The organism is Streptomyces sp. WP-1 (assembly GCF_030450125.1).
GTDB lineage: Bacteria > Actinomycetota > Actinomycetes > Streptomycetales > Streptomycetaceae > Streptomyces > Streptomyces incarnatus.
This window is the reverse complement of the sequence record NZ_CP123923.1, coordinates 4,452,567-4,471,300: the sequence shown is the minus strand read 5'-3', so window position 1 is coordinate 4,471,300 and position 18,734 is coordinate 4,452,567. Positions and strand designations below refer to the sequence as shown.

Below are 18,734 nucleotides of genomic sequence, written 5' to 3'. Positions count from 1 at the left end.
GTCCGCACGTGTCCTCGTGGCCACCGCCGTCCCCGCCGAACGGGACGCGGTGGCACGGGCGTTCCCCGGGCCCGGGGAAGAGGTACGGCTGCCGGGCGCGGCACTGCTGCGTACGACCGCCGGTGCCGGCCCGTCCGGTACGGCCGCCGGTGCCGGCCCCCGCCGTACCGCCGCCGTGCTCGATCTGCTGGCCGCCGGGGTCGGACCCGCGCGGGCCGCGGCCGCCACCGGTGCCGCGCTCACCGCGGCCGCGCTCTCCGGAACCCCCTACGACCTGGTCGTCTCGGCCGGGATCGGCGGCGGGTTCGCGCCCGGGGCGCCGCTCGGCTCGCTCGTCGTCGCCGACGCGATCACCGTCGCCGATCTGGGCGCCGAGACCGCCGACGGCTTTCTCCCGGTCACCGAGCTGGGGTTCGGGACCGTCACCCATCGCCCGCCGGAATCACTCGTACGGGCCGTGGCCGAGGCCACCGGCGCCCGCACCGGCACGGTCCTGACCGTGTCCACCGTGACCGGCACCGCCGCCCGCGCCGCCGCGCTGAGCGCCCGGCACCCCCGCGCGCTCGCCGAGGGCATGGAGGGCTTCGGGGTCGCCGAGGCCGCCGACGCCCAGGGCGTCCCGGTGCTGGAGGTCCGCGCGATCTCCAACCCGGTCGGCCCGCGCGACCGCGCCGCCTGGCGCATCGGCGACGCCCTCGCCGCCCTCACCGCGGCCTTCGGGAAGTTCGCGCCCGCATTGGAGAGTTGGAGATCCGTATGACCACCGAGCCCTTGCAGATCGCGTACTCGCCCTGCCCCAACGACACCTTCGTCTTCGACGCCCTCGCGCACGGCCGTGTCCCCGGCGCCCCCGCGCTGGACGTGACCTTCGCCGACATCGACATCACCAACGGCATGGCCGAGCGCGGCGAGTTCGATGTGCTGAAGGTGTCGTACGCCGTCCTGCCGTACGTCCTCGACGAGTACGCGCTGCTGCCCTGCGGCGGCGCGCTGGGCCGGGGCTGCGGGCCGCTGGTGCTCACGCGGGAGGCGGGCGTCGACCTGACGGGCCGTACGGTCGCGGTGCCCAGCGAGAAGTCGACGGCGTACCTGCTGTTCCGGCTGTGGGCGGCCGACACCGTGCCCGGCGGGGTGGGCGAGATCGTGGTCATGCCGTTCCACGAGATCATGCCGGCCGTGCGGGACGGCGAGGTGGACGCGGGCCTGGTGATCCACGAGGCCCGCTTCACCTACCGGAACTACGGGCTGCACAAGCTCGCCGACATGGGCGAGCACTGGGAGCGGACGACCGGGCTGCCGATCCCGCTGGGCGCGATCGTGGCCAAGCGGTCGCTGGGCGCCGGGGCGCTGAAGGGGCTCGCCGAGTCCGTGCGCGCCTCCGTGCGGGCCGCGTGGGACGCGCCCGAGGTCTCCAGGCCGTATGTCATGGCGCACGCCCAGGAGATGGACCCGGCGGTGGCCGACCAGCACATCGGCCTGTACGTCAACGAGTTCACCGCCGACCTCGGCGAGGACGGCTACGCGGCGATCCGCGGGCTGCTCACCCGGGCCGCGGCCGAGGGACTGGTGCCGCCCCTCGGCCCGGACGCGCTCGCCTTCCCCTGACGGGGGCCGGGCGAGCGGGTGCGGTCAGACGTCCAGCTGGTCGGCGACCGCGCGGAGCAGACCGGCGATCTTCTTGCCGGAGGCCTTCTCGGGGTAGCGGCCCTTCTCCAGCATCGGGGTGATGTTCTCCAGGAGGGTCGTCAGGTCCTGCACGATCGAGGCCAGCTCGTCGGGCTTCTTGCGCTGGGCGGCGGCCACGGACGGCGTCGGGTCGAGCACGACCACCGAGAGCGCCTGGTCGCCGCGCTGGCCGGCGACCACGCCGAACTCCACGCGCTGTCCCGGCTTGAGCACATCGACTCCGGCGGGGAGAACCGAGGAATGGACGAAGACGTCACCGCCGTCGTCGCGGGAGAGAAAGCCGAAGCCCTTCTCGCTGTTGAACCACTTGACCTTGCCGGTAGGCACGTCTGTCCTCGTCCTCGTACTCGTCGGGAAAACTGCTCGGAAACGGCTCTTGATAGCACTGCAGCGGGTCGCCGTGACCCGCTGTCATCAAGGCTAATGGTCTTGGACCCGGTGACAAGACGTCCCCCGGTCGTTCTCTCGCGCAGGAACTACCCTGGTCCGGTGCGTGACAAAACCCAAGCGAATTCCGCCGGGCCCGGCGACGGACTGATCCGTGCCGGCGCCATCGTGTTCTTCGTCGGAGCCCTGGCCACCCTGGTCACGATGGTCCCGCTGTTCCTCGGAACCAAACCGTTTCCGACCTACATGTACGGACTGTGCATGCTCATGGGCGTCGGCTTCCTCGTCGCCGGCGCGGGAGTGCTGCGGTCGGTCGCGGCCGGCCGGCGGCGGGCGAGGAGCGCCGCGGCCTCCCGGTAGCGGCCGGGACCGCGGCCCGTCCCCGGGCCGTCGGACCCGGATCCGTCAGGGGCGGTAATCGGCCAGCCACGCCGGGAAGGCGGACAGATCGTCCAGGACGACGTCCGCCCCGGCCGCGCGCAGCTCGTCCGCGGGGCAGGGTCCGGTCGCCACCGCGACCGACAGCGCGCCCGCCGTACGCGCCCCGCGCACATCACCGGTGTGGTCGCCGACGTACACCCCCGCGCCGTACTCGCGCAGCGCCTGCGCCTTCTGCTCGGCCCACAGGTCGCCCACGACCACGTCCGGCTCGATGCCCAGATGGGACAGGTGCAGCTTCGCGTTCGGCTCGTACTTGGCGGTGACCACCATGGTCCGGCCGCCGGCCGCGCGCACCGCCGCCATGGCCTCGCGGGCGCCCGTCATGGCGGGGGTCGCGGTGATGGCTATAGACGGGTACATCTCCCGGTACAGGTCGGCGATCGCGGGCACCCGCTCGGCCGGGAACCAGTTCACCAGCTCGTCCGCGAGCGGCGGGCCGAGCCGGGTGACCGCCAGATCGGCGTCGATGTACGTCCCCGTACGCTCCGCCAGCGCCACGTAGCACGCCCGGATGCCCGGCCGGGAGTCGATGAGGGTCATGTCGAGGTCGAAGCCGACGGTGAGGGAGGCCATGGGGGACATGGTGCCAGGCGGGTACGACAGCGCACCGGCCCCCATTCGGACTTCGCCTCGCGAGCGTCAGCGTCTGCCCTGCGGACGTCAGCCCTCGCGCCACCGACGTCAGCGTCAGCCTTCGCGCCGCGGGCGTCAGCCTTCGCGCCGCGGGCGTCAGCCTTCGCGCTGTGAGCGTCAGCCTTCGCGCTGTGAGCGTCAGCCTTCGCGCTGTGAGCGTCAGCCTTTGCGCTGTGAGCGCCACGCCACGTAGAGCGCCGAGGCGACGGCCGCGCCCCGCACCACCCAGGGCCAGGTCTGGCCGACGGCATCGTTCATCTGCCCCTGGGCGATCGGGTCGCCCCAGCGGCCGCTCTGCCGTCCCCACAGCCACACCAGCCCCGCCACGACCGCGGTGCCGGGCAGCACCAGCACGGCCCACTTGCTCTCGGACGGGCTCAGCCGCCGGGAGGTGTAGGCCATCGCCCAGCCCGCCAGCAGCGCGAACCAGTTGCCGAGCACCGCCCCGACGACCAGCGCGGCGGCGGCCAGCAGCAGGAACGGGTTGGACCAGCCGGCGGCGGGACCGGGCAGGAGACGGCGGGTGGAGGCGACGGCCTCGGCGTCCGGCACGAGGTCGGGGGCCTTGTCCTGGGCCGGGACGGCGGCCGGGGTACGACGCGGGAACAGCCCGAAGCGCCGGGCGGGGGCGGGAGCAGCGGCCCGTGCCGCCTTCTCCTTCTCCTGCCGCTCCTCCCGCTCCTCCCGCTCGCGCCGCTCCCTCTCGATCTCGTGCGGTGGGCGGCGCAGCAGGTCCGGGATCTCCACCCCGCCGACGAAGCCCGGCACCGGATCGGTGTCCAGGAAGGGGCTGTGCCCGGCGCCGCCGAAGGGACCGCCGGCGGTGCGCCACCAGTCGGGCGCCGGCGCGGCCTCCCACAGTTCGTGCGAGGCGGCGGCCGACGGGTCCCGGGGCACGGACGGCTCGGGCGCGGGCTCGGTGGGCCGCGGCCTGGGGACGACCCGGCGCAGACCCCGCGGCCGCTCGTCGGCCGGCGACGCGCGCTCCGGCTCCCGCTCACGCGGCACGGGCTGCGCCGGTACGGCGGCGGCCGGGCGGCCCGCGCCGTCGGCGGACCCGGCGCCGCCCGCCGCCTCGACCACCTCGTCGGGCGTGCCCAGGCGGTCCAGGATGCGGCGGACCGCGGCGGGACTGTCCACCGTCGCCCTGGCCCGGTCGCGGTCGATCTCGTTGCGCAGTTCCGACACGAGCCGCATGCGCGCGGACGACGGCAGCTGCCGCCGCGACGCGATGTCCCCGACGCGGCTCAGGTACTCGTAGACGACCTTGTCGCTTTCGATGCCCACGGAATCCCTCCGGGGTGACGCCGACTGAAACCCCGTGAGGACCGTAGCGCAGAGCGGGGCCCCGCCCGCCACGGCTGAACGGGGGGAGGTAACCCGCTACCGTTGGCCGGATGAGCCAAGAGGCCAACCCAGCCCCTCGGTCCCTCGCGGAGGCGCTCCGCGCCAGGGACGACGCCTCCCTGGCCGCGCTGCTGCGCAGCCGCCCGGACCTCATCACGCCCGTCCCCACCGATCTGACCCAGCTGGCCACCCGGGCCGGCACCCGGGCCTCGGTGCTGCGGGCCCTGGAACGGCTGGACCGCTTCGCGCTGCAGACCGCCGAGGCGCTGGCCGTGGCCCCGGACCCCGCCTCCGGGACCGTCCTGCTCGGGCTGATGGCCGGGGACGCCGGGGACGAGACGGTGGCCGCCGCGCTCCCCCGCGCCCTCGCCACCCTGCGCGAACAGGCCCTGGTGTGGGGCGACGACGAGCGGCTGCGCCTGGTGCGCACCGCCCGCGAACTGCTCGCGCCGTCCCCGGGGCACCCCTCGCCGACCGGGCTCGGGCCCACCGTGCACGAGGCCGCCTCGGGCATGTCCCCGGGCCGGATCCAGGAGATCGTGACCACGGCGGGGCTGGCCTCGACCCATGACTCGGTGTCGGCGGTGACCGCGCTGACCGCGCTGTTCACCCACCGCAGGAAGATGGCCAAGCTGCTCTCCGGGGCGCCGGAGGGCTCCCTGGAGGTGCTGTCCCGGCTGGTGTGGGGGCCGCCGTACGGGCAGATCACCCCGGAACCGGCCGCCCATCTGCGCTGGCTGCTGGACCGGGGCCTGCTGCTGCCGACGGCTCCCGGCACCGTCGTACTGCCCCGCGAGGTGGCCCTGCATCTGCGCGCGGGCCGCGCCCACCGGGAGCCCGAGCCGCTGCCGCCCGCGGTGGAGCCGGCCGCGACCCACCGTCCACAGGGTGTGGACGCGACGGCGGCCGGCCAGGCGCACACCGCGCTCGCCACCGTCGAGGAGTTGCTGAAGGACTGGGACGAGGGCGGGCCCGCGGTGCTGCGGGCCGGGGGGCTCAGCGTGCGCGACCTCAAGCGGACCGCCGTCGCCCTGGACGTGCCGGAGCCGGTCGCCGCGTTCTGGGTCGAACTGGCTTATGCGGCGGGCCTGTTGGCCTCCGACGGTGAGGCCGACGAGCGGTACGCCGCCACCCCCTTCTACGACGAGTGGCTGGAGCGTCCCCCGGCCGAGCGCTGGGCGCTGCTCGCCGGGGCCTGGCTGACGGCGACCCGGGCGCCGGGCCTGGTCGGCGGGCGGGACGCGAAGGACCGTACCCTCTCCGCGCTCGGCCCCGGCCTGGACCGCTCGGCCGCGCCGGAGGTACGGCACCGGGTCCTGACCCTGCTGTCCGGTCTCCCGGCGGGCACCGCCCCCGCCCCGGAGTCGGTCCTGACCCGCCTGCACTGGGAACGCCCGCCGCGGGGCACCGCGGGCACCCCCCGCCCCGGCAAGGACACCCCCGCCGAGGACCTCCGCACCCGCCTCGCCCGCTGGACCCTGACGGAGGCGGAACTCCTGGGCGTGACGGGGCGCGGCGCGCTGTCCACGCACGGCAGGGCGCTGCTGGGGGTGTCGGGGACGGGTGGTTCGAGTGGTCAGGGCGGCCCGGGTGAGGACGGCGGCCTGACCGGGGTGGCCGGGGTGGCCGGGACGGCCGGGGTGGCAGGCGCGGTCGGCTCGACCGGCGTCGGTGGCGCGGGCGCTGTTGGCAGCGCGGGCGGTGTCGGCGGCCCGACCGGCGTTGGCGGTAGCCGCGGCCCGACCGGCGAGGTCGGCGCGGGCGGCTCGGTCGGTGCGGGTGAACCCGGCGGTCCCGGGGACAAGCTCCCCGTCCACCACCATCGCGCCTCCACCCTCGCAACGGCTCCGGGCACCTCCATGTCCCCCGCTCCCCTCTCCCCCGTCCCCCTCTCCCCCGCCGAGCAGGCCGCCGCCACCGCCACCGCCGCCCGGCTGCTCGACCCGCTCCTGCCCGAGCCCCTCGATCACGTGCTCCTCCAGGCCGATCTGACGGCGGTCGCGCCGGGGCCGTTGGAGCGGCCGCTCGCGGAGATGCTCGGGGTGCTCGCGGACGTGGAGTCGAAGGGCGGTGCGACCGTTTACCGGTTCACGCCGGGGTCGGTGCGCCGGGCCCTGGACGCCGGGCGGACCGCCGCCGATCTGCACGACTTCCTCGCCCGGCACTCGCGCACACCGATCCCGCAGCCGCTCGCCTACCTGATCGACGACGTGGCCCGTAAGCACGGCCATCTGCGGATCGGCGCCGCCTCGGCCTATGTCCGCTGCGACGACGACGCCCTGCTCAGCGAGATCCTCGCCGACAAGCGCGCCACCGCCCTGCGCCTGCGCCGCCTCGCCCCGACCGTGCTGGCCGCCCAGTCCGACCCGGCCGCCCTGCTGGAGGGCCTGCGCGCGATGGGCTTCGCGCCCGCCGCCGAGTCCGCCGAGGGCGATGTGCTGATCACCCGGGCGCACGCCCACCGCACCCCGCCCCGGACCGCGCCCGAGCCGGTGCCCGACGGCCCGCCACCGCCCGACACCACGCTGCTGTCCGCCGCGATCCGCGCGATCCGGGCCGGTGACCTGGCCGCCACGACCCCCCGCAAGAGCACCGGCACCGACCCGGCGGCCGGCGAGCTGCCCCGCACCTCCGCCGCCGAGACCCTGGCCACCGTGCAGGCCGCCGTACTCACCGGCGACTTGCTGTGGATCGGCTACGTCAACGCCGAGGGTGCCGCCAGCCAGCGCGTCATCTCCCCGATCCGCGTGGAGGGCGGCTTCGTGACGGCCTACGACCACACCGCGGACGAGGTCCGCACCTACCCGCTGCACCGCATCACCGGAGTCGCCGAGCTGGCCGAGGAGTGAGCGGGGACGGTCACGGTGGCCCGCGCCCCGCCGCGACCGTCCCCGGATGGGGCACACTGGACGTTTGGTCCCGGTGAAGGCCGTAGTGGAAAGGGTGTGCCGCGCGTGAACGGTCCACTGATCGTCCAGTCCGACAAGACCCTGCTCCTGGAGGTCGACCACGAGCGGGCCGACGACTGCCGGCGGGCCATCGCGCCGTTCGCCGAGCTGGAGCGGGCGCCCGAGCACATCCACACCTACCGGGTGACGCCGCTCGGGCTGTGGAACGCGCGGGCCGCGGGGCATGACGCGGAGCAGGTCGTGGACGCGCTGGTGGAGTTCAGCCGGTACCCGGTGCCGCACGCGCTGCTCGTGGACATCGCCGAGACGATGGACCGCTACGGCCGCCTCACCCTCTCCAAGCACCCCGCGCACGGACTGGTCCTGACGACCACCGACCGGCCGGTGCTGGAGGAGGTCCTGAAGTCCAAGCGGATCGCCCCGCTGGTCGGCGCGCGGATCGACCCGGACACCGTGGTGGTGCACCCCTCCGAGCGCGGGCAGATCAAGCAGACGCTGCTCAAGCTGGGCTGGCCGGCCGAGGACCTCGCGGGCTACGTGGACGGTGAGGCGCACCCCATCGACCTGCGCGAGGACGGCTGGACCCTGCGGCCGTACCAGAGGCAGGCCGTGGAGAACTTCTGGCACGGCGGCAGCGGTGTCGTCGTGCTGCCCTGCGGCGCGGGCAAGACGCTGGTGGGCGCGGCCTCCATGGCGGAGGCGAAGTCGACCACGCTGATCCTCGTGACCAACACGGTCTCCGCCCGGCAGTGGAAGCACGAGCTGGTGAAGCGGACCTCGCTGACCGAGGACGAGATCGGCGAGTACAGCGGTACCCGCAAGGAGATCCGCCCGGTCACCATCGCCACCTACCAGGTGCTGACGACCAAGCGGAAGGGCGTCTATCCGCACCTGGAGCTGTTCGACTCCCGGGACTGGGGACTGATCGTCTACGACGAGGTGCATCTGCTGCCGGCTCCCGTCTTCAAGTTCACCGCCGATCTCCAGGCACGGCGGCGGCTGGGGCTGACCGCCACGCTGGTGCGCGAGGACGGCCGTGAGTCGGATGTGTTCTCCCTGATCGGTCCCAAGCGGTTCGACGCGCCGTGGAAGGAGATCGAGGCGCAGGGCTATATCGCGCCCGCCGACTGCGTCGAGGTCCGGGTGAACCTGACGGAGTCCGAGCGGCTGGCGTACGCGACGGCCGAGACGGAGGAGAAGTACCGCTTCTGTGCCACCACGGACACCAAGCGGAAGGTCACGGAGGCGATCGTCCGCCGGTTCGCCGGCCAGCAGATCCTGGTGATCGGTCAGTACATCGACCAGCTCGACGAGCTGGGCGAGCACTTGAACGCGCCGGTCATCAAGGGCGAGACCTCCAACGCCCAGCGCGAGAAGCTCTTCGACGCCTTCCGTGAGGGCGAGATCAATGTGCTGGTGGTGTCCAAGGTCGCGAACTTCTCCATCGACCTGCCCGAGGCCACGGTCGCCGTCCAGGTGTCCGGCACCTTCGGCTCCCGCCAGGAGGAGGCCCAGCGGCTCGGCCGGGTGCTGCGGCCCAAGGCCGACGGCCACCAGGCCCACTTCTACTCGGTCGTGGCCCGCGACACCATCGACCAGGACTTCGCCGCCCACCGCCAGCGTTTCCTGGCCGAACAGGGCTACGCCTACCGGATCATGGACGCGGACGAGATCCTCGCGGAGGCGGAGGGCCGGGGCCGGTCCGAGACGGAGGGCTGACCGGCGGGCTGACGGGCAGGGCGGGGCGGGTGTGACGGGCGGGCCCGTCACACCCGGCGTATGCCCGCTTCCTCGCCGTACTCGCCGAGGATGACGACGCCGAACGCCGCCTGCGCGAACACCTTCAGCGCGCGCAGGGCGCTGCCCAGGAGGTGGCGCGGGACGCCGTCGACGGCCGTGGCTCCGGTCGGGGGGCGGGAAGCGGAGGAGGAAACGGTTGCTGCGCTCATGCCTCCATGGTGGAACGCCGAACCCCTTCGCGGTATCGGTCCACGGGTCCACTTCCAGGAGCCCCCGCCTCCGCCCGCGGGTGGACCCGACCCCCGCCCGACCCCTACACCCGTCCCCGACATCCGCTCCCGGTCCAACCCCGACATCCGCCCCCTGCATCCGTCCCTTGCTCCCGGCCGTCGGCCGTGCGGAGTAAGGGCCGACTCCGTTCGTATGACCTTGCCGCGATGATCGCCGCAGCCCGGTGTCATCGCCGCCGCCGACGGCCCGCCCCGGCGAACATGCCGGGCATGAGCATCCTCACCCGGCGCCTGCGGGCGCTGTGTTCACGTGTGGGCGGCACCGGTGCCTCCTGGGCCGTCGTGGCGACGACCGTGCCCGCGCTCGCCCTCGGCCTCGGTGCCGTACCCGCCGCCGCGGCCACCCTGCCCGGGGGCCTCGGCCCCTGTGTCCCCGGCAGCTGCCCCGACCCGTTCCCCGGCATCAACAACGGCCCGATCGCCGGCCGGGACGCCGCGATCAACATCTTCGTCGGCCATGACTTCCTGGTGCGCGGCCGGGCCGCCGAGGCCGAGGGCCGGGTGGTCGTCCTGAACGACTTCGACCAGCAGAAGCAGGCGGGCGCCGGCGGCCAGTACAACCTCGGCATCGTCGGCGTCGGCTCGCGCGTGCCCCCGCCGAACGGCTCGGACTTCCTGACCACCGGCGGCGATGTGACCATCGCGAGCGGCCAGCGCCTGGACACCACCGGCGGGCTCGTCGGCGAGCAGGGCACCGTGCGCTACGCGGGCACCGAGAGCGGCCAGGTCACCGGGCGGCTGGTGCACGACCCGGAGGCGGCGCGGCCGTACACCGCCCTGCGGGACGAGCTGACCGCGGCCAGCCGGTGCTACGCCCGCGTCGACGGCGCGCACCGGCGGCCCACCGGCACGGCGGTCAACCAGGGCGGGCAGACGGTGTTCACCGGCGACGGCACCTCCGCGCTCCAGGTCTTCGACGTGGACTTCGACCTGACCGGGCCGAACGGCGCCCAGCAGGGCATCGTCTTCCGCGGCGTCCCGGCCGGGGCCACCGTCCTGGTCAACGTCTACGGCGCGAACCGCACCGTCCGCACCTACAGCGGCGGCATCGACGACAGCACCGACCCGCTCAACGCCTACCGCGACCGCCTGCTGTGGAACTTCCCCGACGCCACGACCGTCGATCTCGCCGGCACCGGGCAGATGCAGGGCAGCTTCCTGATGGGCGACCAGGCGTCCATGACCACGGTCACCCTGCCCGGCATCAACGGCCGCTTCTTCACGACCGGTTCGCTCACCCACACCAGTTCCGCGACCGGGGGCGGCGGCCAGGAGTTCCACGCGTACCCGTTCAACGGCGACCTGCCCGACTGCGCGCCGACCCCGCCGGTGACCGGTGAGGTCCGGGTCCACAAGATCGACGAGGAGACGGGAGCGGCCCTGGCGGGCGCCGAGTTCCAGCTGTGGCGGGAGACCAACGGCGTCCCCGGCCTCCAGACCGGTGGCACCGACCCGGACACGCAGGTCACCGACTGCACCACCGGCGCCGACGGCCGGTGCGCCGTCACGACCGAGGCCGGTACCTACTACTGGCGGGAGACCGGGGCGCCCGCGGGCTACGACCTGCCCGATCCGGACGTCTTCGGCCCGCTCACGCTGAGCGCCGAGAACGCCTCGGCGGGCGTCGAGGCCACCGTCCGCGACACCCGTACGCCGGTGCCGCCGGTGCCCGGGGCCGTCGAGCTGACCAAGACGGACGCGGAGAGCGGTGCCCCGCTGGCCGGGGCCGTCTTCGAGGCCTGGCGGGAGACCAACGGCGTGGACGGCCTCCAGACCACCGGCCCGAACCCGGACACCCGCACCGGCGCCGCCTGCACCACCGACGCCGCCGGCCACTGCGCCTTCGGCGATCTCCCCCTCGGCCTGTACTACCTGCGCGAGACGGCCGTACCGGACGGCTACGTCCTGCCCGCCAACCCGGTCTTCGGCCCCCTCACCGTGACCGAGGCGAGCGGCACCACCCCGGTGCCGGTCACCGTCACCAACAACCGCCGCGAAGAGGGCGGCGAGTACGGCTACGGCTACGGCTACGGCCCGGACGACAAGAAGGGCAAGCACTGAGGCCATAACCACCACCGCCACCGGCCCGTCCGCCCAGCTGTGGGCGGACGGGCCGGTGTGCTGTTCCGGGCGGGCGGGCGCGGCCACGGCCCCGGGAGCAGGGCCCGCGCCGGACAGGGCCCGCGGGCCGCCACGCCCCGCTCCGGCGAATATCCATTGGCGTTCCCCCGACCCCCTCACTAAAATCCCCCCTCTTGCCCGCCTCCCTCCCGGAGAGCTGCCGCCCGGACGGAAACCGGACGGCGACACCCGTCACCGTCGTACCGCCCGCAGCAGGCCCACCGGAGGCACCCCCTTGTCCACGCACGCCCAGGAACAGGCCATCGACCCCGCAGGGGACCCGCTCTCCCGGGAGCGTTCGCACCTCGCCGACTCGCGGGCCGCGCTGCGTGCCATGCGGGAGGACGTGGAGGCGCTGGACATCCGGGACGTCACGGCGAACTGGGTCAACGCGGCGGTACTCGGCCGCCAGATCGACGACCGGATCAAGGCGCTGGCCGACCTCAGCGACACCCCGCTGTTCTTCGGCCGGCTCGACTACCTGCACGCTCCCGGCGAGGACCGGGCCGAGGGGGCGTCGGGCGAGCAGTTCTACATCGGGCGGCGGCATGTGCACGACGCCGACGGCGACCCCATGGTCATCGACTGGCGCGCGCCGGTCTCCCAGCCGTTCTACCGGGCGTCCAAGAAGGACCCGATGGACATCGGGCTGCGCCGCCGCTTCGGCTACACCGGCGGGGACCTGACCGCGTACGAGGACGAGCGGCTGTCCGACCCGGCCGAGGCGGCCACCACCAGCAAGCTGCTCCAGCGGGAGATCGAGCGGCCGCGCGTCGGCCCGATGCGGGACATCGTCGCCACCATCCAGCCGGAGCAGGACGAGATCGTCCGCAGCGGGCTCGGCGGCACCGTCTGCGTCCAGGGCGGCCCCGGCACCGGGAAGACCGCCGTCGGCCTGCACCGGGTGGCGTACCTGCTGTACGCGCACCGCGAGCGCCTGGCCCGCACCGGCACGCTCGTCATCGGCCCGAACAAGTCCTTCCTGCACTACATCGAGCAGGTGCTGCCCGCGCTGGGCGAGCTGTCCGTGCAGCAGGCCACCGTGGACGACCTGGTGGCTCAGGTGGAGGTGCGCGGCACGGACGAGGCCCCCGCCGCGGTGATCAAGGGCGACGCCCGGATGGCCGAGGTGCTGCGCCGGGCCCTGTACTCGTACGTGACCCTCCCGACGGAACCGGTCGTGGTCGTGCGCGGCTCCCGGCGCTGGCGGGTGCCGGCGTACGAACTGGAGGAACTGGTACGGCAGTTGCTCGACCGGGAGATCCGGTACGGCGCCGCCCGCGAGGCCCTGCCGCAGCGGATCGCGCACGCGGTGCTGGTGCAGATGGAGCGGGCCGGGGAGGCCCCGGACGACCGGGTGCAGGACGCGGTGGCGCGCAACAGCGCGGTGAAGGCGGCCGTGAAGGCGATCTGGCCCGTGGTCGACCCGGCGAAACTGGTGCTGCGGCTGCTCACCGAGCCGGAGTTCCTGGCCGAGCACGCGGCCGGGATCCTGGACGAGGACGAGCGGAAGACGATCCTGTGGGCCAGGCCGGTCCGCGGCGTGAAGTCGGCCAAGTGGTCCGCCGCGGACGCGGTGCTGATCGACGAGGCCACCGACCTGATCCAGCGCACCCACTCGCTCGGCCATGTGGTCCTGGACGAGGCGCAGGACCTCTCCCCCATGCAGTACCGGGCGGTGGGCCGCCGCTGCACCACGGGCAGCGCGACCGTCCTCGGCGACCTGGCGCAGGGCACCACGCCCTGGGCGACGCGGAGTTGGGACGAGGCACTGGCCCACCTGGGCAAACAGGAGGGCGTGATCGAGGAATTGACGGCCGGTTTCCGGGTGCCGACCGATGTCATCACGTACGCCTCCCGGCTGCTCCCGCACATCGCGCCGGGCCTGACCCCGGTCGCCTCCGTCCGGGAGAACCCGGGCTTCTTCGAGGTCCGCGCGGTCGAGGGCACGGACGAAATCGTCGCCGCTTGCGAGGAGTTGCTGGGCAACGAGGGCTCGACCGGTCTGATCGCCGCCGACGCCCGGATCCCCGCGCTGGCCGAGGCGCTGACCGCGGCCGGGATCGGCTTCCTCGCACCGGGCGAGGAGACGACCCGCGAGACCCGGCTGACCCTGGTGCCGGCCTCGCTCGCCAAGGGTCTGGAGTACGACTACGTGGTGCTGGACGAGCCGCGGGCGGTGGTCGACGGCGAACCGGACGAGCGGACGGGCCTGCGGCGGCTGTACGTGGCCCTCACCCGTGCCGTTTCCGGCCTCCTGGTGACCCACACGGCGCCCCTGCCCGGACAGCTCGCGGAGTCCGTGCACGTGCTGTGACCTCCTGCCCGTTGGTGCACGGGCCGAGGAGGGCTATCGTCGGAATCCTGGGGCCAGCGCGAGGAGGACGGCCGGTGATGACGCAGGACGAGGCCGTGATCGGCTGTACGGGGAAGGTCCTCATCGGAACACGTGGATCCGCGGGACCCGGCGAGGTGCTGGTCCGGGTCCGGGGTGGCTCCGAGACGTTCCTCGCCTGGTCGGAGGATCCCCTGCCGCCGGGTTCGACGGTCCTCGTGATCGAATCACGGGGATGCCGCGAGGTCGGCGTCATCGAGTGGGCCGATCCATTGGACGCGCTCGGCGGCGACGCCGTCGACGCCTGCTGAGGAGTACGAGAAAATGTTCGGATACCGCGTACCCGCGCCGGACGAGGCGATGTTGATCTCGGGCGGACGACGGGGACTGGGGGGCGCGCCGTTCCGAGTGGTGACGGGCCACGGCAAGTTCGTGGTGCCGTTCTTCCGCAAGACCCGCTTCCTCTCGCTCGCGATGTGCGAGTCGGAGGTCACCGAGACCTGTGTGACCAAGCAGGGCATCGCCCTGCATGTGCGCGCCGTCATCGCCTTCAAGGTCGGCAATGACGCCGAGAGCATCATCAACGCCGGTCAGCGCTTCCTGTCCGACCAGGACCAGATGTCGGTGCTGACCGGCCGGATCTTCGCCGGTCATCTGCGCGCCATCATCGGCTCGATGACGGTCGAGGAGATCGTCACCGAGCGGCAGAAGCTGGCCGCCGAGGTGCTGGACACCTCCAAGACGGAGATGGCCAAGATCGGCCTGATCGTGGACTCGCTCCAGATCCAGTCGATCGACGACGGGGACACCGGTTACATCGACGCGATGTCCGCCCCGCACAAGGCGGCCATCCAGCGCCAGGCGCAGATCGCCCAGGCGCAGGCCACGCAGGCCGCGGTGGAGGCGGAGCAGGAGGCGGCCCGCCGGCAGGCGGAGTACGCCCGGAAGACCGCCGTCGTCAAGGCCGAGTACTCGGCCGAGGTGGACCGGGCGCAGGCCCAGGCGGCGCAGGCCGGTCCGCTGGCGCAGGCGCACGCCCAGCAGGAAGTGCTGGACGCGCAGACGGAGTTGGCCGAGCGGCAGGCCCTGCTGCGGCAGAAGCAGCTGGTGTCCGAGGTCGTCAAGCCCGCGGAGGCGGAGGCCGAGCGGGTCAGGATCCTCGCGGCGGCCGAGGCCCAGCGGATGAAGATCCAGGCGGAGGCGGCGGCGTCGTACGACCGGGTCGCGCTGGACCGGATGCTGATCGACCAGCTGCCGCAGATCGTGAAGGAGGCGGCCGGCGGTCTGGCGGGCGCCAACGTCAACGTCCTGAACGGCGCGGACGGCCTCGGCGAGATCGCGGCCGGCCTGGTCTCCCAGGGTCTGACCATCCTGGACTCGGTCCGCCAGAACCTCGGCGGCCAGGACTCCGACGGCGACCGCTCCGAGCAGCAGTCCCGGGACAACAGGCTGCTCCAGCTCAGCGCCCGCCGCGAGAAGAAGTCGGACGACGGCCCGGTGGACGTCGACTAGCGACCACCCGGCAACCGCCCACGACCGCCCCGCCCCCGCACCGAGAGATCGGCCGGGGGCGGGGCGGTTCGCGTTTCCCGCGCGCGTCGACGGCTCGTACGGCGGCGTGGGTGGTGGTCCGTGTCGTACGACGGCTCGCGCGGTCCGGTTCGTACGACGGCCCGGCGATCCGTCTCGTACGACGTCTCAGGCGTCGTCTCCCGGTGATCCTGCGTCGCGTCCCGGCGTCCCGGCGTCGTCCCCCGGCGCCCCGGCGTCGTCCCCCGGCGCCCCGGCGCGCGCCCTGCGCCGGGCGAGGACGGCGAGGAGGTTGTCGACCAGGCGTTCCGCGTCGGCGTCGGCGCGCAGCGGGTTGTCCAGCAGGGCGTGGGTGTAGGCGGGGGCGAGGATCAGCTCCAGCACGTCCTGGACGTCCAGTTCGCTCGTCCCGGCGGCGCTGAGCATCGCCTCGATCTGGCGCGCGCGGGGTTCGGCGAACTGGTTCAGGCCGTCCGCGTCGAGCACCCCCGAGCGCGTCGCGGCGGCGAACGCCCTGGCCAGCAGCAGGTTCTTGTCCCCGCGCAGGTCCGCGAGGAGCTGCCGGGTGTAGACCAGCGCGTCGGCCTCCAGATCCCCGGTGACGGGGAGCGGCGAGCGCCGGCTCAGCTCCTCGAAGAGGGTGTCGAGGACGAGCCCCTCGGGGGTGCGCCAGCGCCGGTAGATGGTCGCGGGGTGCACCCCGGAGCGCTCGGCCACCTCCGCCACCGTGACCGTGCCGTCCGGGGAGGCGTCGAGCAGCGCCCGGACCGCCGCGTGCACCGCCTCCCGCGTCTTGGCGGATCTGCCTCCCGGACGGATCGTCCCTGCTGCCTGCGTCATACGCCCATGCTACCGCGATTAGCTCGCGTTAGTGGCCGGTTCTCGACCCCCTAACGCGATCGGCTCGCATTAGTGCGCCTTCTTGCCGTACGCTCAAACGCAAGCCATTCGCGTTAGGAAGGTGGGGGCTCATGCCTCGGGTACTTGTGGTGGGTGCGGGGATCGCGGGGGACACCGCCGCGCTCATGCTGGGACGGGCCGGCTGGGAGGTCACCGTCGCGGAGATCGCCCCGGCGCTGCGCGGCGGCGGCCAGGCCGTCGATCTGCGCGGCGACTGCCGTGCGGTGCTCGACCGGCTCGGGCTGCTCGACGAGGTCCTCACCCAGCTGCTGGACCAGCGCGGCGCGGCCTGGGTGGACGGCGAGGGGCGCCACCTGGCGGCGATGCCCGTCGAGGCGTTCGGCGGCAACGGCTACGTCTCCAAGGAGGAGCTGCTCCGCTCGGACCTCGCCCGCGTCCTGCACGACGCGGCCGGCGCGCAGGTCACGCATCTCTTCGGGGAGACCGTGGAGGCGCTGGAGGACGCCCCGAACGGGGTGTCGGTACGGTTCCGCCACGCGCCGCCCGCCGAGTTCGACCTGGTGATCGGCGCGGACGGGGCGCACTCGCGGGTACGGCGGCTGCGCTTCGGGCCGGAGGAGGTGTTCCGCCGCCGACTGGGGCTCGCGCACGCCTGGTTCACCATGGACGAGACCCCGACGACCCCCTCGATCGACGGCTGGTTCCTCACCCACAACGCGCCGGGCAGCCGGTCCGTCGAGGCGCGTCCGGGGCATCCCGGCCAGCAGGAGATCGGGTTCACCTTCGCGGCGACGACGCTGCCGCCGCGGCGCGACCGGGAGGCCCAGTTCGCCCTGCTCGACCAGGTGTTCGCGGACGTCGGCTGGCGCACCCGGGAGTTCCTCGCCGCCGCGCGGCAGGCGCCCGACTTCGCCCTCGACACCTTCGACCAGATCCAGCTGCCGAAGTGGTCCGACGGCCGGGTGGTGCTGCTCGGGGACAGCGCCTGGTGCGCGAGCCCGCTCAGCGGTCTGGGCACCGCCCTGGCGCTGCGCGGCGCGGCGGCGCTGGCCGACGCCATCGAGGCGGCCGACGCCCTGCGGCTGCCGCACCGCCTCTCGGACGCGCTCACCGCGTACGAGAGGGCGATGCGCCCGCGCGTCCGGGACGCGCAGCGGCTGTTCCCGGGGCGGGTGCGGCAGGCGGCGCCCCGTACCGAGCTGGGCATCCACACCGTGGCGTGGCTGATCCGCCAGATCCAGAAGCCCCCGCTGGCGAAGACCTTCACCCGCCTGGCGGCCGGACACGGACAGGGGCAGCCGGCCTGAGGGCGCACCCGAACGGCGGCCCGGAGCGACGAGCCGGGCCCCGGATCGGACGGCCGGGCCGAGCCCACGGATCGGACCCGATCAGGCGACCGGGCCGGGCCCACGGATCGGACGGATCAGGCGACCGGGCCGGACCCACGACCGGACCGATCGGACCACCGGGCCGGACCCACGACCGGACCGATCGGACCACCGGGCCGGACCCACGACCGGACCCACCGATCGAACGGCCGGGCGAGGTCCAGGTCCCAGACCGGGCCCACCGCCCCACCGACCCACCGACCAGACGGCCGGGAGGGACCCCCGGCCCGGCCTACCGGCCTACCGACCCACCGATCGGCCGGTCCGGGCCGCCGTCGGCCCCGGCCGGGGTGCGCTGGGGGAAGAGACGGGGTGCGCCGGGGGAAGAGAACCTAGACGGCCGCGCCGTCCAGCACCCGCCGCCACTCCTTGACGGCGCCTTCCGAGACCGGTCCGTGCCAGCCCTGGGGGCGGGCCGCGCCGCCGATGTGGAAGGCGTCGAGGCCCGCGGCGAGCAGCGGCGGGACATGGTCGAGGCGCAGGCCGCCGCCGACCAGGACGGTCTGGCCGTAGCCCGGTTCACCGCGGCGGCCGTACTCGGCCAGCAGGGTCGGCAGCCCCTCGTCGACACCGGCGGCGGCGCCCGCGGTGAGGTAGGTGTCGAGGCCGGGCAGGTCGGCGAGCTGCTTGCGCAGGGCGTCGCGGTCGGCGGCGCGGTCGATGGCGCGGTGGAAGGTCCACCGGCAGTCCTCCAGCGCACCGGCCACCCGCTCCACGGCGGCCAGGTCCACTCCCCCGTCCGCGTCGAGGAACCCCAGCACGAACTGGTCGGCGCCGGCCGCCCGCATCTCCTCCACCACCCGCAGCAGCCGCGCCATGTCACCGGCCGCGAACCCGTCCGCCAGGCGGAGCATCACGCGCAGGTCGATGTCGACGGCGGCACGGATGCCGGCGACGGTGGCGGCGGACGGGGTGAGCCCGTCGGCGGCCATCTCGGTGACCAGCTCCAGGCGATCCGCGCCTCCGGCCTGGGCGGCGACCGCGTCCTCGATGTCGAGGGCGATCACCTCCAGGACTGCACGCTTGCTCATGGCACCCCATTCGTCGCGGCCAAAGATCCAGTAGA

The 18,734-nt window shown here is 74.0% G+C and carries 16 protein-coding genes; 10 read left to right on the top strand and 6 right to left on the bottom strand.

The genetic code is table 11. The annotated features are described in order from the left end of the window. Nucleotides 1-16 precede the first annotated feature (16 nt). Together QHG49_RS19595 and QHG49_RS19590 are read left to right on the top strand one after the other, a co-directional pair. A complete protein-coding gene (locus QHG49_RS19595) occupies nt 17-760 on the top strand; it encodes a futalosine hydrolase (RefSeq protein ID WP_145485891.1) in 744 nt (247 codons plus the stop codon). After that, nucleotides 757-1,605, top strand: a complete 849-nt coding sequence (locus QHG49_RS19590) for a 1,4-dihydroxy-6-naphthoate synthase (RefSeq protein ID WP_301490530.1) — start codon at nt 757-759, stop codon at nt 1,603-1,605. Before QHG49_RS19595 ends, QHG49_RS19590 begins: the two co-directional genes overlap by 4 nt. Before the next feature lie 24 nt (nt 1,606-1,629). On the opposite strand, the gene QHG49_RS19585 is transcribed toward QHG49_RS19590, so the two are convergent. After that, nucleotides 1,630-2,013, bottom strand: coding sequence for a cold-shock protein (locus QHG49_RS19585; RefSeq protein ID WP_037653330.1), 384 nt, complete (start codon nt 2,011-2,013; stop codon nt 1,630-1,632). A 162-nt stretch (nt 2,014-2,175) separates the two neighbouring features. Between QHG49_RS19585 and QHG49_RS19580 the strand changes: the two genes are divergently transcribed. After that, entirely contained in the window at nt 2,176-2,433 is a 258-nt protein-coding gene (locus QHG49_RS19580; protein WP_145485889.1) for a hypothetical protein, read from the top strand. A gap of 45 nt (nt 2,434-2,478) precedes the next feature. Here QHG49_RS19580 and QHG49_RS19575 read toward each other — a convergent pair whose 3' ends face one another. Continuing rightward, nucleotides 2,479-3,096, bottom strand: a complete 618-nt coding sequence (locus QHG49_RS19575; RefSeq protein WP_159702525.1) for an HAD family hydrolase — start codon at nt 3,094-3,096, stop codon at nt 2,479-2,481. Nucleotides 3,097-3,306: 210 nt separating this feature from the next. Further along, nucleotides 3,307-4,434, bottom strand: a complete 1,128-nt coding sequence (locus QHG49_RS19570) for a hypothetical protein (protein WP_159702528.1) — start codon at nt 4,432-4,434, stop codon at nt 3,307-3,309. A gap of 110 nt (nt 4,435-4,544) precedes the next feature. Between QHG49_RS19570 and QHG49_RS19565 the strand changes: the two genes are divergently transcribed. Next, nucleotides 4,545-7,343, top strand: coding sequence for a helicase C-terminal domain-containing protein (locus QHG49_RS19565; protein ID WP_301490529.1), 2,799 nt, complete (start codon nt 4,545-4,547; stop codon nt 7,341-7,343). A gap of 105 nt (nt 7,344-7,448) precedes the next feature. Further along, complete coding sequence (locus QHG49_RS19560; RefSeq protein ID WP_159702531.1) at nt 7,449-9,122, top strand: DNA repair helicase XPB; 1,674 nt, start codon at nt 7,449-7,451, stop codon at nt 9,120-9,122. Nucleotides 9,123-9,169: 47 nt separating this feature from the next. Here the strand turns inward: QHG49_RS19560 and QHG49_RS19555 are convergent, their stop codons facing one another. Then, complete coding sequence (locus QHG49_RS19555; RefSeq protein ID WP_145485884.1) at nt 9,170-9,352, bottom strand: hypothetical protein; 183 nt, start codon at nt 9,350-9,352, stop codon at nt 9,170-9,172. Nucleotides 9,353-9,643: 291 nt separating this feature from the next. Between QHG49_RS19555 and QHG49_RS19550 the strand changes: the two genes are divergently transcribed. From QHG49_RS19550 to QHG49_RS19535, 4 genes are all read left to right on the top strand, one after another. Beyond that, nucleotides 9,644-11,494: a choice-of-anchor A family protein gene (locus QHG49_RS19550; RefSeq protein WP_301490528.1), complete on the top strand. Its 1,851-nt coding sequence runs from the start codon at nt 9,644-9,646 to the stop codon at nt 11,492-11,494. A 394-nt stretch (nt 11,495-11,888) separates the two neighbouring features. Next, a complete protein-coding gene (locus QHG49_RS19545; protein ID WP_301492852.1) occupies nt 11,889-13,871 on the top strand; it encodes a UvrD-helicase domain-containing protein in 1,983 nt (660 codons plus the stop codon). A gap of 77 nt (nt 13,872-13,948) precedes the next feature. Further along, the gene (locus QHG49_RS19540) at nt 13,949-14,200 is read left to right on the top strand and encodes a hypothetical protein (protein ID WP_085565325.1); all 252 of its coding nucleotides are present in this window, start codon (nt 13,949-13,951) and stop codon (nt 14,198-14,200) included. A gap of 13 nt (nt 14,201-14,213) precedes the next feature. Beyond that, nucleotides 14,214-15,401: a flotillin family protein gene (locus QHG49_RS19535; protein ID WP_159702534.1), complete on the top strand. Its 1,188-nt coding sequence runs from the start codon at nt 14,214-14,216 to the stop codon at nt 15,399-15,401. Nucleotides 15,402-15,587: 186 nt separating this feature from the next. Here the strand turns inward: QHG49_RS19535 and QHG49_RS19530 are convergent, their stop codons facing one another. After that, a complete protein-coding gene (locus tag QHG49_RS19530) occupies nt 15,588-16,259 on the bottom strand; it encodes a TetR/AcrR family transcriptional regulator (protein ID WP_301490527.1) in 672 nt (223 codons plus the stop codon). A gap of 131 nt (nt 16,260-16,390) precedes the next feature. On the opposite strand from QHG49_RS19530, the gene QHG49_RS19525 reads away from it, so the two are divergent. Next, entirely contained in the window at nt 16,391-17,587 is a 1,197-nt protein-coding gene (locus QHG49_RS19525; protein ID WP_301490526.1) for an FAD-dependent monooxygenase, read from the top strand. A 413-nt stretch (nt 17,588-18,000) separates the two neighbouring features. Here QHG49_RS19525 and QHG49_RS19520 read toward each other — a convergent pair whose 3' ends face one another. Beyond that, the gene (locus QHG49_RS19520) at nt 18,001-18,699 is read right to left on the bottom strand and encodes a copper homeostasis protein CutC (protein WP_159702543.1); all 699 of its coding nucleotides are present in this window, start codon (nt 18,697-18,699) and stop codon (nt 18,001-18,003) included. Nucleotides 18,700-18,734: the final 35 nt, after the last annotated feature.